Raw genomic sequence first — 16,178 nt, 5'->3', positions numbered from 1 at the left:
AAGCAGCACAACGGCCCGCCACCCCCTCGGGGGTGACGGGCCGTCGGCCGTTCCGGCGGACTACAGGGCGCCCGGGCGCACCAGGCCGCTCTCGTACGCGTACACCGCCGCCTGCACCCGGTCGCGCAGCTGGAGCTTGGTCAGCACATGGCCGACGTGGGTCTTCACCGTCGTCTCGGAGACGAACAGCTCGGCCGCGATCTCCGCGTTCGACAGACCCCGCGCCACCAGCCGCAGCACCTCCACCTCGCGCTCCGTCAGCACCGTCAGCGCCTGCGGCGGCGCCTCGTCGCCCGACGGCAGCTTGGTGGCGTACATGTCCAGCAGACGGCGGGTCACCGACGGGGCGAGCATCGCCGCGCCGTCCGCCACCACCCGGATCGCCTGCACCAGCTCCTCGGCCGGCACGTCCTTCAGCAGGAAGCCGCTGGCGCCCGCGCGCAGCGCCTCCACCACGTACTCGTCCAGATCGAAGGTGGTCAGCACCAGCACCTTCGCCGGGCCGCTGCGGTCCGGGCCGGCGATCCGGCGGGTCGCCTCCACGCCGTCCATCCGCGGCATCCGGATGTCCATCAGCACCACGTCCGGCTGCAGCGCGCGGACCTGGTCCAGCGCCTGCTGCCCGTCGCCCGCCTCGCCGACCACCACCAGATCGGACTCCGCCTCCAGGATCATGCGGAAACCGGTACGGAGCAGCGGCTGGTCGTCCACCAGCAGCACACGGATCGTCACCTACGACTCCTTGCGGGGATTGGTCAGAGTGGCCAGCGGCAGCGGGTACGGCGGGGGAGTGCCGCCGAACTCCGGACAGCTGGCCTTGTGGTCGCACCAGTCGCACAGCCGGTTGCGGGTCGCCGGGAACTCACCGGAGGCCACCGCCGCCGAGATCGCCTCCCACAGCGCCTCCAGCTTCCGTTCCACCGCCAGCAGGTCGGCCTCGTCCGGGTCGTACGTCACCACGTCGCCGCCGCCGCCGAGATACACCAGCTGCAGCCGCTTGGGGAGCACGCCCTTCCACCGCCAGACCACCAGCGCGTAGAACTTCATCTGGAACATCGCCTTGCCCTCGAAGTCCCGCGAGGGCGCCCGGCCGGTCTTGTAGTCCACCAGCCGCACCTCGCCGCTGGGCGCGACGTCGACCCGGTCGATGTAGCCGCGCAGCAGCAGGCCTGAGGCCAGCGCGGTCTGCACGTACAGCTCGCGCTCCACCGGGTGCAGCCGGGTCGGGTCCTCCAGCCGGAACCACTTCTCCACCAGCTGCTCGGCGTCGCCCAGCCAGCCGGCCAGTTTCGCCGGCTCGTCCGGGAACAGTTCGGCCAGCTCCGGCCGTTCCCCGAGCAGCCGCTCCCACTGCGGGGCCAGCAGGCCCCGGGCCCGCTCGGGGGTGCGGTCGGCCGGCGGATGGTCGAACAGCCGCTCCAGCACCGCGTGCACCAGCGTCCCCCGGGTCGCCGCCGCACTCGGCGGCTCCGGCAGCCGGTCGATCACCCGCAGCCGGTACAGCAGCGGGCAGGTCATGAAGTCACCCGCCCGGGACGGCGACAGCCCGGTCGGCGCGGCCGCCGGGCGGGCAGTGGGCGTGGGGTCGGTCTGCTGCATGCCCCGACCCTATTGCACCGGACCGACAGCTCGGTCGAAGAGGTGGGTATGCCAAAGGAGAGCGGGGTGCGCCGCCGCTGCCGCCCGGAGATCACGTAGCGTACGAGGAACCACAGGGTTCGCGGAGGGAGCACGGTGAACGACACCAAGGGGCGGGCACCCGGGACACCGGAACCGCCGGACGGGGGCGAACCGCCCCGCGGCGGCATCCTGATGGGCCGCCCGTTCGGCGTGCCCGTCTACGTCACCCCGTCCTGGTTCCTGGTCGCCGCACTGATCACCTGGCTCTTCGGCAGCCGGCTCGCCGACGTCCTGCCCGAACTCGGCGCCGCCCGCTACCTGCTCGCCTTCTCCTTCGCCGTCGCCTTCTACGGCTCGGTCCTGGTCCACGAACTCGCGCACACCCTCGTCGGCCTGCGCTACAAGCTCGGCGTGCGCCGCATCCAGCTCCAGTTCCTCGGCGGCGTCTCCGAGATCGAGAAGGAGGCCGACCGGCCCTGGCGCGAGTTCTGGCTCGCCCTGGTCGGCCCGCTGCTCTCCCTGGTGCTGGCCGGCGCCTTCTGGGCCGGCTTCAAGGCCGTCGAACCCGCCACCGTCCCCGGCGTGCTGCTGGCCGGCCTGATGATCTCCAACCTGGTGGTCGCCGCCTTCAACCTGCTGCCCGGCCTCCCGCTGGACGGCGGACGGATGCTGCGCGCCGTCGTCTGGGCCGCCACCGGCGACCCCATGAAGGGCACCGTCGCCGCCGTCTGGACCGGCCGCGCCCTCGCCGTCGCCGTCGTCCTCGGCCTGCCGATCATCGGCGCCGCCCAGAACGCCGAACGCTCCACCGGCGAAGCCATGCTCGACGGCGTACTCGCCGCCATCCTCGGCTTCATCATCTGGCAGGGCGCCGGCAACTCGCTGCGCAACGCCCGCCTCAAGCAGATCCTCCCCGGCCTCAAGGTCCGCGACCTGGCCCGCCGCAGCGTCGAGGTCACCGCCGACACCCCCCTCGGCGAAGCCCTCCGCCGCGCCCACGAGGCCCAGGCCGGCGCCGTCGTCGTGGTCGACGGCCGCGGCGAACCCACCGCGCTCGTCAAGGAGTCCGCGGTCGCCAACGTCCCCGAGCACCGCCGCCCCTGGGTCGCCGTCTCCGCCGTCGCCCGCGACCTCGAACCCGGCCACACCATCCCCGTCGACCTGGCCGGCGAACAGATCCTGGACACCCTGCGCCGCGCCCCCGCCTCCGAGTACCTGGTCGTCCGCGGCGACGGCAGTGTCTACGGCGTGCTCTCCCTCGCCGACCTCGAACGCCGCCTCACCGCCGCCCTCCTCGGGCGCGCGCCCGGCCGACCGACCGGCTGAACCGATCATGTGGTCGGGGGAGCCCTCCGGAGCCCGTAGGATGGCCCCCATGTCCGAACCGACCGGTGCCGCCCGCCGACGCGGGCCCTTCCAGGTCGGGGACCAGGTCCAGCTGACCGACCCCAAGGGCCGCCACTACACGTTCACGCTCCAGGCCGGGAACCAATTCCACACCCACAAGGGTGCGTTCCCGCACGACGAGCTGATCGGCGCTCCCGAGGGCACGGTCGTCCGCACGACGGGCAACGTCCCGTACCTCGCGCTGCGCCCCCTGCTCCCCGACTACGTCCTCTCCATGCCGCGCGGCGCGGCCGTGATCTACCCCAAGGACGCGGGGCAGATCCTGGCCATGGCCGACATCTTCGCCGGCGCGAGGGTGGTGGAAGCGGGCGTCGGCTCCGGCGCCCTCTCCACCTACCTGCTGCGCGCCGTCGGCGACACCGGCATGCTCGCCTCCTACGAGCGGCGTGAGGACTTCGCGGACATCGCCCGCAGCAACGTCGAGCGCTACTTCGGCGGCCCGCACCCCGCGTGGAAGCTGACCGTCGGCGACCTCCAGGACAACCTGGTCGAGACCGACGTCGACCGCGTCATCCTCGACATGCTCGCCCCCTGGGAGTGCCTGGACGTCGCCTCCGAGGCGCTCGTCCCCGGCGGCCTCATCTGCTGCTACGTGGCCACCACCACGCAGATGTCCCGGACCGTCGAGGCGCTGCGCGAGCACGGCACCTTCACCGAGCCGCAGGCCTGGGAGACCATGGTCCGCACCTGGCACCTCGAAGGCCTCGCCGTCCGCCCCGACCACCGCATGATCGGCCACACCGGCTTCCTCCTCACCGCCCGCCGTCTCGCCGACGGCGTCGAGCCCCCGCTGCGCCGCCGCCGCCCGGCGAAGGGCGCCTACGGCGAGGACTACGACGCCACGGAGCCGGAGCTCACGCTCGCGGAGCGGGCCGCGGTCCGCAAGGCGCAGCGGGAAGCCGCGGCGCACGACGGTCGGGACCTGAGCTAGCGGGTTCACCAGCAGGGGCGCGGGGAACTGCGCGAGCGAGAAGCGCACGTCAGCGAGGTCGCGATCAACGGCAAGTCATTGCCCGCGACGCGACCTTGCGGATGGATGCCTTCCGATTCGCGCAGTTCCCCGCGCCCCTGTCCGTGTCCCACCTGCCTTTCGGGGCCCGTTCCCCGGTGTGCGAAAATGCGGGCACCGGAAGGGGAGTTCGTGGTGCATGCGCAGTCGGGGTTGAAGCACTGGGCGCTGGTCGCGGCGGGGTGTCTCGCCGTGGTGGGCGGGGCGTTGGGGGCGACCTCGGCGACCGGGGCGGTGGTGACGGCGCATCAGGCGGAGGCCGCGGTGGTGCCGGAGGTGGACCTGTCGAAGGTCCAACTGCCCATGGAGTGCGGGCCGTTCCCCGTCGCGGTGAGCCTGAAGGCGTCGGCGGTGGTGGACGGGAAGGCGCTGGGGGTGCTCGCGGCGCACTGTCAGGCGGACATGGGGACGCCGCCGGACCAGGTGTTCGTGGTGGAAGGGACGGGCCGGCCGGTCGAGTTGCTCTCGGACCGGGACGGCTACACGCTGACCGAGCTGGCGATCCGCAGCGACGGTTCGATCCGGGGTGCGGCCCGCGGCTACTCCTCGGACGACGTGCCGCGCTTCTCGCCGGACATGAAGGTCGAGTTGGCGTGGAAGCGCAGTGCTTCCGGCGGGTGGGCGAAGACCGAGAACCGGAGCCCCGCCCACGCCGCGTGACGGACCGTCAGTCCGCGTCCGGGCCGTACACTTCGACGCCGTCGGCGGCCCGGCGGACGTGGATGCAGTCGCCGGGGCAGTCCTTCACGGAGTCGACGACGTCCTGAAGGAGCGTCAGCGGGACGGGCGCGCTCTCGCCGGGCTGCTGGCGCAACTCGTCGTCCTCGCCCTTCACATAGGCGAGTCCGTCGATGTCGAGTTCGAAGACCTCGGGCGCGTACTGCGCGCAGATCCCGTCCCCGGTGCACAGATCCTGGTCGATCCAGACTTCGAGTGCCTCGCCCGTCCCCGCCATTGCCCCTGCCGTTTCTGCTCTGGTCGCCCCGCATTCGGGGACATTCCTGTCACGATACATCCGCGCTGCTTTGAACCGTTGAGGGGTGGGCATCTCCTTGTCAGAGGGGAAGCGCGCAGGGCGAACATCGGACACGCCCGATCCATCTTTCTGATCTAGGGGTTTACATGACCCTGGTCCCAGGTAGGTTTGGGTCGTCCAGCTCCCCCAGGAGGAGGTGAGGACCGTGGCAGCCAACGATGACGACTACGACCGCAGCGCCGGCAGGCCCGCACGGGGGTCCGACGAGGCCGCGCAGGTCTCCTACCTCGAGCAGGAGATCGCCGTCCTTCGGCGCCGGCTCGCCGATTCTCCGCGCAGCTCAAGGGTGCTTGAGGAGCGGATCGTCGAGCTGCAGACCAACCTGGCCGGTGTGACCGCCCAGAACGAGAGGCTCGTCGCCACCCTGCGCGAGGCCCGCGACCAGATCGTGGCCCTCAAGGAGGAAGTGGACCGGCTCGCCCAGCCGCCCGCCGGGTTCGGCGTCTTCCTCGAGAAGAACGAGGACGGCACGGCCGACATCTTCACCGGCGGCCGCAAGCTCCGGGTCAACGTCAGCCCCGGCGTGGAGCTGGACGAGCTGCGCCGCGGCCAGGAGGTGATGCTCAACGAGGCGCTGAACGTCGTCGAGGCGATGGAGTTCGAGCGGATCGGCGAGATCGTCACCCTCAAGGAGGTGCTGGAGGGCGGCGACCGGGCGCTGGTGGTCGGGCACACCGACGAGGAGCGGGTGGTGCGGCTCGCCGAGCCGCTGCGCGCGCTGACCCTGCGGGCGGGCGACGCACTGCTGCTGGAGCCGCGCTCCGGGTACGTGTACGAGGTGGTGCCGAAGTCCGAGGTCGAGGAACTGGTCCTCGAGGAGGTCCCGGACATCGACTACCGGCAGATCGGCGGCCTGGCGAACCAGATCGAGCAGATCCGGGACGCGGTGGAACTGCCGTACCTGCACGCCGACCTGTTCAAGGAGTTCGAACTGCGGCCGCCCAAGGGCGTGCTGCTGTACGGCCCGCCCGGTTGCGGCAAGACGCTGATCGCCAAGGCGGTCGCCAACTCGCTGGCCAAGAAGGTCGCCGAGGTGACGGGCCGGCCGCAGGGCAAGAGCTACTTCCTCAACATCAAGGGCCCCGAGCTGCTCAACAAGTACGTGGGCGAGACCGAGCGGCAGATCCGCCTGGTCTTCCAGCGGGCCCGGGAGAAGGCCGGCGAGGGCACGCCGGTCATCGTGTTCTTCGACGAGATGGAGTCGCTGTTCCGCACCCGCGGCTCCGGCGTCAGCTCGGACGTGGAGAACACCATCGTCCCGCAGCTGCTGGCGGAGATCGACGGCGTGGAGGGCCTGGAGAACGTCATCGTCATCGGCGCCTCCAACCGCGAGGACATGATCGACCCGGCGATCCTGCGGCCCGGCCGCCTGGACGTCAAGATCAAGATCGAGCGGCCGGACGCCGAGGCGGCCAAGGACATCTTCTCCAAGTACCTGAAGGACTCGCTGCCGTTCCACCCCGACGACGTCAAGGAGCACGACGGCTCGGTGCCCGCCACCGTCGCCGCCATGATCCAGTCGGTGGTCGAGCGGATGTACTCGGAGACCGAGGAGAACCGCTTCCTGGAGGTCACCTACGCCAACGGCGACAAGGAAGTGCTGTTCTTCAAGGACTTCAACTCCGGCGCGATGATCCAGAACATCGTCGACCGGGCGAAGAAGATGGCCATCAAGGACTTCCTCGACCACGGGCAGCGCGGTCTGCGGGTCTCCCACCTGCTCGCCGCGTGCGTGGACGAGTTCAAGGAGAACGAGGACCTGCCCAACACCACCAACCCGGACGACTGGGCCCGCATCTCCGGCAAGAAGGGCGAGCGGATCGTGTTCATCCGCACCCTGGTCACCGGCAAGCAGGGCGCCGAGTCCGGTCGCTCCATCGACACCGTCTCCAACACGGGGCAGTACCTGTAGGACGCGCATCACACCGTCCGGTTGCGGCGCCAGGCAAGGCTCCGCAACCGGACGGCGCGTCTGCACCGGCAGTACCCACAGGGTCAGGAGGGCCGCATGACCGTACGGCGCGTGATGGGGATCGAGACCGAGTACGGCATCTCCGTGCCCGGGCACCCCAACGCCAACGCCATGCTCACCTCGTCCCAGATCGTCAACGCGTACGCGGCGGCGATGCACCGGGCGCGGCGCGCCCGCTGGGACTTCGAGGAGGAGAATCCGCTGCGCGACGCCCGGGGCTTCGACCTGGCCCGGGACGTGGCGGACGCCAGTCAGCTCACCGACGAGGACATCGGCCTGGCCAACGTCATCCTCACCAACGGCGCCCGGTTCTACGTCGACCACGCGCACCCCGAGTACTCGTCGCCGGAGGTCACCAACCCGCGCGACGCGGTGCTCTGGGACAAGGCCGGCGAGCGGATCATGGCCGCGGCCGCCGCCCGCGCGCTGGAACTGCCCAACGGGCAGCGGATCCTGCTCTACAAGAACAACACCGACAACAAGGGCGCCTCCTACGGCACCCACGAGAACTACCTGATGCAGCGGGCCACCCCGTTCGCCGACATCGTCCGCCACCTCACGCCGTTCTTCGTCTCCCGCCAGGTGGTGTGCGGGGCCGGCCGGGTCGGGCTGGGGCAGGAGGGCGGCGGGCACGGCTTCCAGATCAGCCAGCGCGCCGACTACTTCGAGGTCGAGGTCGGCCTGGAGACCACCCTCAAGCGCCCGATCATCAACACCCGGGACGAGCCGCACGCGGACGCCGAGAAGTACCGCCGCCTGCACGTGATCATCGGCGACGCCAACCTCTCCGAGATCTCCACCTACCTCAAGCTCGGCACCACCGCGCTGGTCCTGTCGATGATCGAGGACGGCTTCATCGCCGTCGACCTCGCCGTCGACCAGCCCGTGCGCACCCTGCACCGGATCTCCCGCGACCCCGACCTCAAGCACCTGGTGTCGCTGCGCTCCGGGCGCAAGCTCACCGCCGTGCAGTTGCAGATGGAGTACTGCGAACTGGCCCGCAAGTACGTCGAGGACCGCTTCGGGCAGGACGCCGACGACCAGACCATGGACGTGCTGGCCCGCTGGGAGGACGTGCTGGGCCGGCTGGAACGCGACCCGATGAGCCTGTCCCGGCAGCTCGACTGGGTCGCCAAGAAGGAGATCCTGGAGGGCTACCGCCAGCGCGACGCCCTGACCTGGGAGAGCCCGCGCCTCCAGCTGGTCGACCTCCAGTACAGCGACGTACGCCCCGACAAGGGCCTGTACAACCGCCTGGAGGCCCGCGGCCGGATGGAGCGCCTGCTCACCGAGGACGAGGTGCTCCGCGCCGTCTCCCAGCCGCCCGACGACACCCGCGCCTACTTCCGCGGCCGCTGCCTGGAGCAGTACGCCGACGATGTGGCCGCCGCGTCCTGGGACTCCGTGATCTTCGACCTGCCCGGGCACGACAGCCTGCAGCGGGTGCCCACCATGGAGCCGCTGCGCGGCACCAAGGCGCACGTCAAGGAACTGCTCGACCGGTGCCGCACCGCCGAAGACCTGGTGCGGGTCCTCTCCGGTGGGTAACTTTTCGATCACCACGGGTGAACATTCCCGGACGGGGAATCATTCAGGTGAGCAACGAGCGTTGAACGAGAACACCGAGCGAGCGGGGTGAGGAAAATGGCGGAGAAGGACACCGGCGGCGGCCAGCAGCGGGCCAGCCGCTCCTCCGAGGAGGTCGAGGAGCAGGCCGCGGAAACCCAGGCCTCGGACGACCTCAAGGAGCGTCAGGAAAAGCTCAGCGACGACGTCGACGCCGTCCTGGACGAAATCGACGAAGTGCTGGAATCCAACGCCGAGGATTTCGTGCGCGGATTCGTGCAGAAGGGCGGCGAGTGAGAGGGGGAAACCCCCTTTCCATCGGAAAAGAGCACGGCGAGCGCCGCAGGTGTGCCCTGAGCGCGCCTGCGGCCTCGCCTTCTCTGCGGCCCGTCACCGAAAACGTGGATCCGGACCCCGGAGCGGGTAGGGTCCGGGGCACAACTCCAACTTTGGATCTTCGATCTGGAAGGACACGTGTGGAAGCCAACCTCAGTGGCACCGGGCGTCTACCGGCTGCCTTCCTCACCCCCGGCTCCTCCTCGTTCATCGACTTCCTCGACAGCCACGCGCCGCAGCTGCTCCCGGGGCGGCGGCAGCTGCCCGAGGGCCTGACGATCGAGGCGCCGCACGGCACCACCATCGTGTCCGCGGTGTTCGACGGCGGCGTGGTGCTCGCCGGCGACCGTCGGGCCACCATGGGCAACGTCATCGCCCAGCGCGACATGGAGAAGGTCTTCCCGGCCGACGAGTACAGCGCGGTCGGCATCGCCGGCACCGCCGGCCTGGCAATCGAGATGGTGCGCCTGTTCCAGCTGGAGCTGGAGCACTACGAGAAGATCGAGGGCACCGTGCTCTCCTTCGAGGGCAAGGCCAACCGGCTCACCACCATGATCCGGTCCAATCTGGCGATGGCCATGCAGGGCCTCGCGGTCGTCCCGGTCTTCGCGGGCTACGACCTCGACCTCGGCCGCGGCCGGATCTTCACCTACGACGTCACCGGCGGCCGTTCCGAGGAGCGCGCGGGCTTCGCCGCCACCGGCTCCGGCTCGGTGTTCGCCCGCGGCGCGATGAAGAAGCTCTACCGGGACGGGATGACCGCCGAGCAGGCCGCCACCCTCACCGTCCAGGCGCTGTACGACGCCGCCGACGACGACTCGGCGACCGGCGGCCCGGACCTCGCCCGCAAGATCTTCCCGATCGTCACGCTGATCACCGAGGACGGCTTCCGGCGGCTCAGCGAGGAAGAGGTCACCGAGATCGCGGTGTCCATCACCGAGCAGCGGCGCGAGCACCCCAACGGCCCGCAGGCCCCGCTGCTCTGAATCCGCCTCAACCACCCGAAGGGAGACCGGCGGTGTCCACGCCGTTCTACGTCTCGCCCCAGCAGGCCATGGCGGACCGCGCGGAGTACGCCCGCAAGGGCATCGCCCGCGGACGCAGCGTGGTCGTGCTCACCTACGCCGACGGCATCGTCTTCGTCGCGGAGAACACTTCCCGCGCCCTGCACAAGGTCTCCGAGATCTACGACAAGATCGCGTTCGCCGCGGTCGGCCGCTACAACGAGTTCGAGAACCTGCGGATCGGCGGCGTGCGCTACGCCGACCTGCGCGGCTACTCCTACGACCGGGCCGACGTCACCGCCCGCGGCCTGGCCAACGTGTACGCCCAGACCCTGGGCACCATCTTCTCCTCGGTCGGGGAGAAGCCCTACGAGGTCGAGCTGATCGTCGCCGAGGTCGGCCGTACCGACGCCGACGACCAGATCTACCGGCTCACCCCGGACGGCTCGGTGGTGGACGAGAAGAACGCCGTCGTGGTCGGCGGCAACGCCGACTCCATCGGCAACTACCTCGGCCAGCGCCACCGGGCCGGCCTGAGCCTCACCGAGGCGCTCAAGCTCGCCGTCGACGGCCTCGCCCGCGACCCCAACGGCGGCAGCCCGCGCGCCCTGACGCCCGAGCAGCTGGAGGTCGCAGTCCTCGACCGCCAGCGGGTCCAGCAGCGCAAGTTCAAGCGCATCCTGGGCAGCCAGCTGTCCCGGCTGCTCAGCGGCGACGAGAGCGCCGCCACCGAAGAGGACGACGGCACCACCGCCGAATGACCGAGTCGGCGGCCCGCCACCTGCCGGGCGGGCCGCCCGACGATCCATCACCGCACCGAAGGGTTTCACGGAGCTTCCCACAGAGAAGAGTCGCCATATGGACCGCCGAATTTTCGGGATCGAGAACGAGTACGGCGTCACCTGCACCTTCCGCGGCCAGCGCCGCCTGTCGCCGGACGAAGTCGCCCGCTACCTCTTCCGCCGTGTCGTCTCCTGGGGCCGCAGCAGCAACGTCTTCCTGAAGAACGGCGCCCGCCTCTACCTCGACGTCGGCTCCCACCCCGAGTACGCCACCCCCGAGTGCGACGACGTGGTCGAGCTGGTCACCCACGACAAGTCCGGCGAGCGGATCCTCGAGGGGCTGCTGGTGGACGCCGAGCGGCGGCTGCACGAGGAAGGCATCGCCGGCGACGTCTACCTGTTCAAGAACAACACCGACTCCGCCGGCAACTCCTACGGCTGCCACGAGAACTACCTGGTCGCCCGGCACGGCGAGTTCTCCCGGCTGGCGGACGTGCTGATCCCGTTCCTGGTGACGCGTCAACTGATCTGCGGCGCGGGCAAGGTGTTGCAGACCCCGCGCGGCGCCGTCTACTGCGTCAGCCAGCGCGCCGAGCACATCTGGGAGGGCGTCAGCTCCGCCACCACCCGCTCCCGGCCGATCATCAACACCCGCGACGAGCCGCACGCCGACGCCGAGCGCTACCGCCGGCTGCACGTCATCGTCGGCGACTCCAACATGTCGGAGACCACCACGCTGCTCAAGGTCGGCGCCACCGACCTGGTGCTGCGGCTGATCGAGGCCGGCGTGGTGATGCGCGACCTGACGCTGGAGAACCCGATCCGGGCGATCCGCGAGGTCAGCCACGACCTGACGGGCACCCACCAGGTCCGGCTCGCCAACGGGCGGGAGGCCAGCGCGCTGGAGATCCAGGAGGAGTACTACACCAAGGCGCTGGAGTTCGCCGACCGCAAGGGCCTCAACGAGGGCACCGTGGCGCGCGTCCTCGACCTGTGGGGCCGCACGCTGGAGGCGGTGCGCACCGAGGATCTCGGCAAGGTCGGCACCGAGATCGACTGGATCATGAAGTACCAGCTGATCGAGAAGTACCGCGCCAAGCACCAGATGACCATGTCCAACCCGCGGGTCGCGCAGATCGACCTCGCGTACCACGACATCCACCGCCGCCGCGGCCTGTTCTACCTGCTGCAGAAGAACGGCCAGGCGCAGCGCGTCACCAACGACCTGCTGACCTTCCAGGGCAAGTCGGTGCCCCCGCAGACCACCCGGGCCCGGCTGCGCGGCGACTTCATCCGGCGCGCCCAGGAGCAGCGCCGCGACTTCACCGTCGACTGGGTGCACCTGAAGCTGAACGACCAGGCGCAGCGCACCGTGCTGTGCAAGGACCCGTTCCGGTCGGTGGACGAGCGGGTGGAGAAGCTGATCGCCGGAATGTGATCAAGTCGTCGACGGTCCGTCGGAGGCACGCCCGAGTGCCTCCGACGGACCGGACGAATCCGGCCATACGCTGGCCCCATGCGTCGAATCGCCTACCTGCTCTCCGTTCCCCTCGCCGCCGTGCTGCTGACCGCGTGCAGCGGCAGTTCCGGCAAGTCCGCCGGGTCGACGCCCTCGACGACGGCCTCCCCGGTGGAGGTGCCGAGCCCGGTCGCGTCCGCCTCGCCGATGCCCACGATCAGCGGGGAGTTCGGCTCGAAAGCGACGATCACGCTGCCGGGCGGCCCGCCCAGCGGACAGTTCGTGGTGAACACCGAGACCGAGGGCACCGGCGCGACGGTCAACAAGAACGACTGGGTGACCGTCAACTACACCGCCAAGGACTGGACCAGCGGCAAGGACCTGACCAGCTCCTACGACTCCGGCGGCAAGCCGCAGCTGTACCAGGCGGGCACCGGGCAGCTGGTGCCGGCGTTCGACGTCAGCGTCGAGGGGAAGAAGGTCGGCAGCCGGCTGGTGGTGGTGGCGCCGCCGGCCGCCGGGTTCGGCGCCCAGGGGTCGACGGCGCTCGGCGTCGGCAAGGACGACACGGTGGTGTTCGTGCTCGACATCATGCAGTCGGTGCCGCAGGACTCCACCGCCTCCGGGCAGGTCACCGAACCGCCCGCGAACGCCCCGCAGGTCAAGGACAACGGCAAGGCCGCGCCCACCATCACCATCCCCTCCGGCGAGCAGCCGCCCGCGGACCTGCAGCAGTACGTGCTGATCAAGGGCGACGGCCCGGAGGTGAAGTCCGGGCAGACCCTGGTGGTCCAGTACACCGGCGTGACCTGGGCCGACGGCAAGCAGTTCGACTCCTCGTGGAGCCACGGCGGCGCGCAGGCGCTGCAGGTCGGCACCGGAAGTCTGATCAAGGGCTGGGACCAGGGCCTCGTCGGCAAGACCGTCGGCAGCCGCGTCATGCTGGTCGTCCCGCCGTCGCTGGGCTACGGCGACAAGGCCAGCGGCTCGATCCCGGCGAACTCCACGCTGGTGTTCGTGATCGACATCCTGGAAGCTGTCTGATCGACGCCCGGCAGCGGGGCCGGGGCCGGACCGACCGGCTCTCATGCCGACCTGCCATACTGCTGCCCCGCACCAGTGGTACACGCGTCGTCGGGCGAGATGAATTGGGGAGTCATGTCTGAGAAGCCGTCGAGCCCGGACGAGGCCGACAACAACGGGCAGCGCCGGCCGGGAGGAGACCGCGAGTCGATCGTCGTCCCCGCCGAGATGCTGACCCAGGCCGGCTGGGACCCGCAGTCGGCCCCGGCGCCCGGCGCCGGGGACAAGGGCGAGGAGGCGCCGCAGGTCTTCGCCTCCACCCAGCGCAAGGCCGATACCTCCGAGGCCGGATACAACGAGGACCCGGGCAGCTCCGGCCGCCTCGGCGCGATCCTCGGCACCGTGCTCGCGGTCCTGCTGATCGGTTCCGCGATCACCATGTACCAGGTCAACAAGGGCGACGACAAGCCCGCCGCGAAGTCCGACGCGGCGAAGCCCGCCGCCACCGACTCGCCGAGCCAGGAGCCCGTCCCGCCGATCAAGGACAGCGCCAAGGCGCTGCCGACGGTCACCGGCGACTTCGGCACCAAGGCCAACATCACCGTGCCGCAGGACAAGCCGGACGGCACCTTCGTCGTCAAGGAGCTCTCCGCGGGCAGCGGCCCGAAGGTCGAGAAGGGCAACTGGGTCTCCATCGACTACACCGCCCTGGACTGGAACACCGGCAAGGAGATCCCCGGCTCGTACGGGGACAAGGGCGGCAAGCCGCAGCTCTTCCAGGCCGAGGCCGGGAAGCTGATCCCCGCGCTGGACAAGGCCGTCAGCGGCCACAAGGCCGGCAGCCGGGTGCTGGTCGTCGCCCCGCCGGCCGCCGCGTTCGGCGCCCAGGGCAACACCCAGCTCGGCATCGGCGCCACCGACAGCCTGGTCTTCGTCCTCGACATCCGGCAGGCCACCGCGCCCGACGCGGTGCTCAGCGGCGAGATGACCGCGCCGCCGGCCGACATGCCGCAGGTCAAGGACAACGGCAAGAAGCCGTTCGACATCATCCCGGTGCCCGGCGCCGCCGACCCGACCGAGCTGAAGTCGCACGTCCTGATCCAGGGCAAGGGCCGCAAGATCGAGTCCGGCGAGAAGGTCGTCGTCCAGTACACCGGCGCGCTGTACAAGGACGGCAAGAAGTTCGACTCCTCGCTCGACCGCAACCAGGCGTACAGCTTCGCCACCGGTGCGGGCAGCGTCATCGAGGGCTGGGACAAGGGCATCGTCGGCCAGAACATCGGCAGCCGCATCGAGCTGGTCATCCCCGCCTCGCTGGCCTACAAGGACCAGGCCAGCAACGGCATTCCGGCGAACTCCACGCTGGTGTTCGTGATCGACATTCTGGACGCCGGCGTCGGCGGCGAGGACTGACCGGCCGCCGCTTCTGTTTAGGATGAGCAGCGTTCACGCAACCGAACGAGAAGAGCAACAGTGAGCCTGACCAAGCCGGAGATCGACTTCCCGGGCGGCGACGCCCCGACCGAGCTCCAGATCCGCGACATCGTGGTCGGCGACGGCGCCGAGGCCAAGGCCGGCGCGGTCGTCGAGGTCCACTACGTCGGTGTCACCTTCGCCTCCGGCGAGGAGTTCGACGCCTCCTGGAACCGCGGCCAGACCTTCCGCTTCCCGCTGGGCGGGGGCCGGGTCATCAAGGGCTGGGACCAGGGCGTCGAGGGCATGCGCGTCGGCGGCCGCCGCGAGCTGGTCATCCCGCCGCATCTGGCGTACGGCAACCAGTCCCCGAGCCCGCTGATCCCGGCCGGCTCCACCCTGATCTTCGTGGTGGACCTGCTGGGCGTCTGACCTCGGACGCACCATCGAACCCCCGGCTGCGCACGCAGCCGGGGGTTCGGCTTTCGCCGAGCGTGTCCGGACCGGTACGGTCAGGCGGGTCACCCCCCGATCGGAGGAAAGGTCAGCGATGGCGATCGCCAAGGCAGAGCGGCTGATGAACCTCGCCCTGTGCCTGATGAACACCCGGCGTCCGCTCTCCAAGAAAGAGCTGCGCGAATCCGTCGAGGCGTACAGAGAGGCCTGGCAACAGGGCTCCGAGGACGCCTTCAACCGGATGTTCGAGCGCGACAAGGACGACCTGCGCGAACTCGGCCTGGTCATCGACGTGGACGAGAACGCGTTGGACGGCGAGGTGGGCTACCTCGCCCGCCGCGACCGCAACCGCCTCCCCGAGATCGCCCTGGACGCCGAGGAGGCCGCCGCGCTCACCCTCGCCGCCCGGGTGTGGCAGCAGGCCAAGATGTCCGGCGCGGCCAGCGGCGCCCTGCAGAAGCTGCGGGCCGCCGGCGTGCCGTTCGCCGAGGAGCGCGAGCACGGTGCGCTGGAGCCGCGGATCCCCGGCCGGGAGGCCGCGTTCGAGCCGCTGCTCACCGCCGCCCGCGACCGGCGGCCCGTCACGTTCGAGTACCGCAAGGCCGGCGCCGCCGGCGCCGAGCCGCGCTCGGTCGAGCCGTGGGCGCTGGAGTGCTGGCGCGGCCACTGGTACCTGGCCGGCTTCGACCGCGACCGCGGCTCCGCCCGGGTGTTCCGGCTGTCCCGGATCACCGGCAAGGTCCGCTCCCGGGCCGGCGCGTTCACCGGCGACGTCCCCGAGCACGTCGACGTGCGCGCCGTGGTCGCCCGGTTCGCGGGCGAGGGCGCCACGGCCGTGGCGATGGTGCGGATCCGGCGGGGCGCCGCGTACCCGCTGCGGCAGCGGGCGCTGGACACCCGGCCGGTGGACGCCGACTGGGACCAGCTGGACATCCCGTACGGCAACGGCCTGGGCGCCGACCTCGCCGAGTACGGCCCCGACGTCATCGTGATCGGCCCCGAGGACCTGCGGGCCGACGTCATCGACCGGCTGCGCGCCGTCGCCGGTCTCGCGGAGGTTGCACAGTGAGTAACGCGATCGACCAGACGCGGCGG

At 70.6% G+C, this 16,178-nt stretch carries 16 protein-coding genes; 13 read left to right on the top strand and 3 right to left on the bottom strand.

The genetic code is table 11. The annotated features are described in order from the left end of the window. Positions 1-60: 60 nt before the first annotated feature. Positions 61-732: a response regulator gene (locus AMK19_RS05620; protein ID WP_073808639.1), complete on the bottom strand. Its 672-nt coding sequence runs from the start codon at positions 730-732 to the stop codon at positions 61-63. After that, the gene (locus tag AMK19_RS05615) at positions 733-1,599 is read right to left on the bottom strand and encodes a RecB family exonuclease (RefSeq protein WP_073808637.1); all 867 of its coding nucleotides are present in this window, start codon (positions 1,597-1,599) and stop codon (positions 733-735) included. It abuts the gene before it with no gap. Positions 1,600-1,734: 135 nt separating this feature from the next. Here AMK19_RS05615 and AMK19_RS05610 point away from each other — a divergent pair, with 135 nt between their 5' ends. The 3 genes from AMK19_RS05610 (at position 1,735) to AMK19_RS37940 (ending at position 4,696) form a co-directional block, all read left to right on the top strand. Next, positions 1,735-2,946: a site-2 protease family protein gene (locus AMK19_RS05610; RefSeq protein ID WP_073808636.1), complete on the top strand. Its 1,212-nt coding sequence runs from the start codon at positions 1,735-1,737 to the stop codon at positions 2,944-2,946. Positions 2,947-2,995: 49 nt separating this feature from the next. After that, entirely contained in the window at positions 2,996-3,958 is a 963-nt protein-coding gene (locus AMK19_RS05605) for a tRNA (adenine-N1)-methyltransferase (RefSeq protein ID WP_073808634.1), read from the top strand. A 210-nt stretch (positions 3,959-4,168) separates the two neighbouring features. After that, a complete protein-coding gene (locus AMK19_RS37940) occupies positions 4,169-4,696 on the top strand; it encodes a hypothetical protein (RefSeq protein WP_143200065.1) in 528 nt (175 codons plus the stop codon). Positions 4,697-4,703: 7 nt separating this feature from the next. Here the strand turns inward: AMK19_RS37940 and AMK19_RS05595 are convergent, their stop codons facing one another. Beyond that, positions 4,704-4,991 carry a ferredoxin gene (locus AMK19_RS05595; RefSeq protein ID WP_073808631.1) on the bottom strand — a complete coding sequence of 96 codons (288 nt, stop codon included), beginning with the start codon at positions 4,989-4,991 and terminating at the stop codon, positions 4,704-4,706. A 226-nt stretch (positions 4,992-5,217) separates the two neighbouring features. On the opposite strand from AMK19_RS05595, the gene arc reads away from it, so the two are divergent. From arc to AMK19_RS05545, 10 genes are all read left to right on the top strand, one after another. Continuing rightward, a complete protein-coding gene (gene arc / locus AMK19_RS05590) occupies positions 5,218-6,984 on the top strand; it encodes a proteasome ATPase (protein ID WP_073808629.1) in 1,767 nt (588 codons plus the stop codon). A gap of 96 nt (positions 6,985-7,080) precedes the next feature. Beyond that, entirely contained in the window at positions 7,081-8,592 is a 1,512-nt protein-coding gene (gene dop / locus AMK19_RS05585; RefSeq protein ID WP_073808628.1) for a depupylase/deamidase Dop, read from the top strand. Between the two features lie 96 nt (positions 8,593-8,688). Then, positions 8,689-8,907 carry a ubiquitin-like protein Pup gene (locus AMK19_RS05580; RefSeq protein ID WP_035868822.1) on the top strand — a complete coding sequence of 73 codons (219 nt, stop codon included), beginning with the start codon at positions 8,689-8,691 and terminating at the stop codon, positions 8,905-8,907. A gap of 179 nt (positions 8,908-9,086) precedes the next feature. Beyond that, on the top strand, positions 9,087-9,932 hold the full coding sequence (gene prcB, locus AMK19_RS05575; protein WP_073808626.1) for a proteasome subunit beta: 846 nt from the start codon (positions 9,087-9,089) through the stop codon (positions 9,930-9,932). 32 nt (positions 9,933-9,964) lie between these two features. Further along, positions 9,965-10,711, top strand: a complete 747-nt coding sequence (gene prcA / locus AMK19_RS05570) for a proteasome subunit alpha (RefSeq protein ID WP_073808625.1) — start codon at positions 9,965-9,967, stop codon at positions 10,709-10,711. Positions 10,712-10,808: 97 nt separating this feature from the next. Then, positions 10,809-12,170, top strand: a complete 1,362-nt coding sequence (gene pafA, locus AMK19_RS05565; RefSeq protein ID WP_043911520.1) for a Pup--protein ligase — start codon at positions 10,809-10,811, stop codon at positions 12,168-12,170. Between the two features lie 78 nt (positions 12,171-12,248). Then, positions 12,249-13,235, top strand: coding sequence for an FKBP-type peptidyl-prolyl cis-trans isomerase (locus tag AMK19_RS05560; RefSeq protein ID WP_073808623.1), 987 nt, complete (start codon positions 12,249-12,251; stop codon positions 13,233-13,235). A 114-nt stretch (positions 13,236-13,349) separates the two neighbouring features. After that, positions 13,350-14,627 carry an FKBP-type peptidyl-prolyl cis-trans isomerase gene (locus AMK19_RS05555; RefSeq protein WP_083646517.1) on the top strand — a complete coding sequence of 426 codons (1,278 nt, stop codon included), beginning with the start codon at positions 13,350-13,352 and terminating at the stop codon, positions 14,625-14,627. A gap of 60 nt (positions 14,628-14,687) precedes the next feature. After that, positions 14,688-15,059, top strand: coding sequence for an FKBP-type peptidyl-prolyl cis-trans isomerase (locus AMK19_RS05550; RefSeq protein ID WP_030913967.1), 372 nt, complete (start codon positions 14,688-14,690; stop codon positions 15,057-15,059). A 118-nt stretch (positions 15,060-15,177) separates the two neighbouring features. Beyond that, on the top strand, positions 15,178-16,152 hold the full coding sequence (locus AMK19_RS05545) for a helix-turn-helix transcriptional regulator (protein WP_073808622.1): 975 nt from the start codon (positions 15,178-15,180) through the stop codon (positions 16,150-16,152). Positions 16,153-16,178: the final 26 nt, after the last annotated feature.

This window comes from Kitasatospora sp. CB01950 (assembly GCF_001905465.1).
In the GTDB taxonomy this organism is placed as follows: Bacteria; Actinomycetota; Actinomycetes; order Streptomycetales; family Streptomycetaceae; genus Kitasatospora.
Note: the sequence above shows the minus strand (reverse complement) of the source record. Positions and strands in the feature narration are given on the sequence as shown.

What these genes read in the sequence shown, in the direction of transcription:
- AMK19_RS05560 (WP_073808623.1), top strand. Translation starts at nt 12,249, where the DNA reads ATGCGTCGAATCGCCTACCTGCTCTCCGTTCCCCTCGCCGCCGTGCTG.
- dop (WP_073808628.1), top strand. Translation starts at nt 7,081, where the DNA reads ATGACCGTACGGCGCGTGATGGGGATCGAGACCGAGTACGGCATCTCC.
- AMK19_RS05545 (WP_073808622.1), top strand. Translation starts at nt 15,178, where the DNA reads ATGGCGATCGCCAAGGCAGAGCGGCTGATGAACCTCGCCCTGTGCCTG.
- AMK19_RS05555 (WP_083646517.1), top strand. Translation starts at nt 13,350, where the DNA reads ATGTCTGAGAAGCCGTCGAGCCCGGACGAGGCCGACAACAACGGGCAG.
- AMK19_RS05595 (WP_073808631.1), bottom strand. Translation starts at nt 4,991, where the DNA reads ATGGCGGGGACGGGCGAGGCACTCGAAGTCTGGATCGACCAGGATCTG.
- AMK19_RS05580 (WP_035868822.1), top strand. Translation starts at nt 8,689, where the DNA reads ATGGCGGAGAAGGACACCGGCGGCGGCCAGCAGCGGGCCAGCCGCTCC.
- pafA (WP_043911520.1), top strand. Translation starts at nt 10,809, where the DNA reads ATGGACCGCCGAATTTTCGGGATCGAGAACGAGTACGGCGTCACCTGC.
- AMK19_RS05615 (WP_073808637.1), bottom strand. Translation starts at nt 1,599, where the DNA reads ATGCAGCAGACCGACCCCACGCCCACTGCCCGCCCGGCGGCCGCGCCG.
- AMK19_RS05605 (WP_073808634.1), top strand. Translation starts at nt 2,996, where the DNA reads ATGTCCGAACCGACCGGTGCCGCCCGCCGACGCGGGCCCTTCCAGGTC.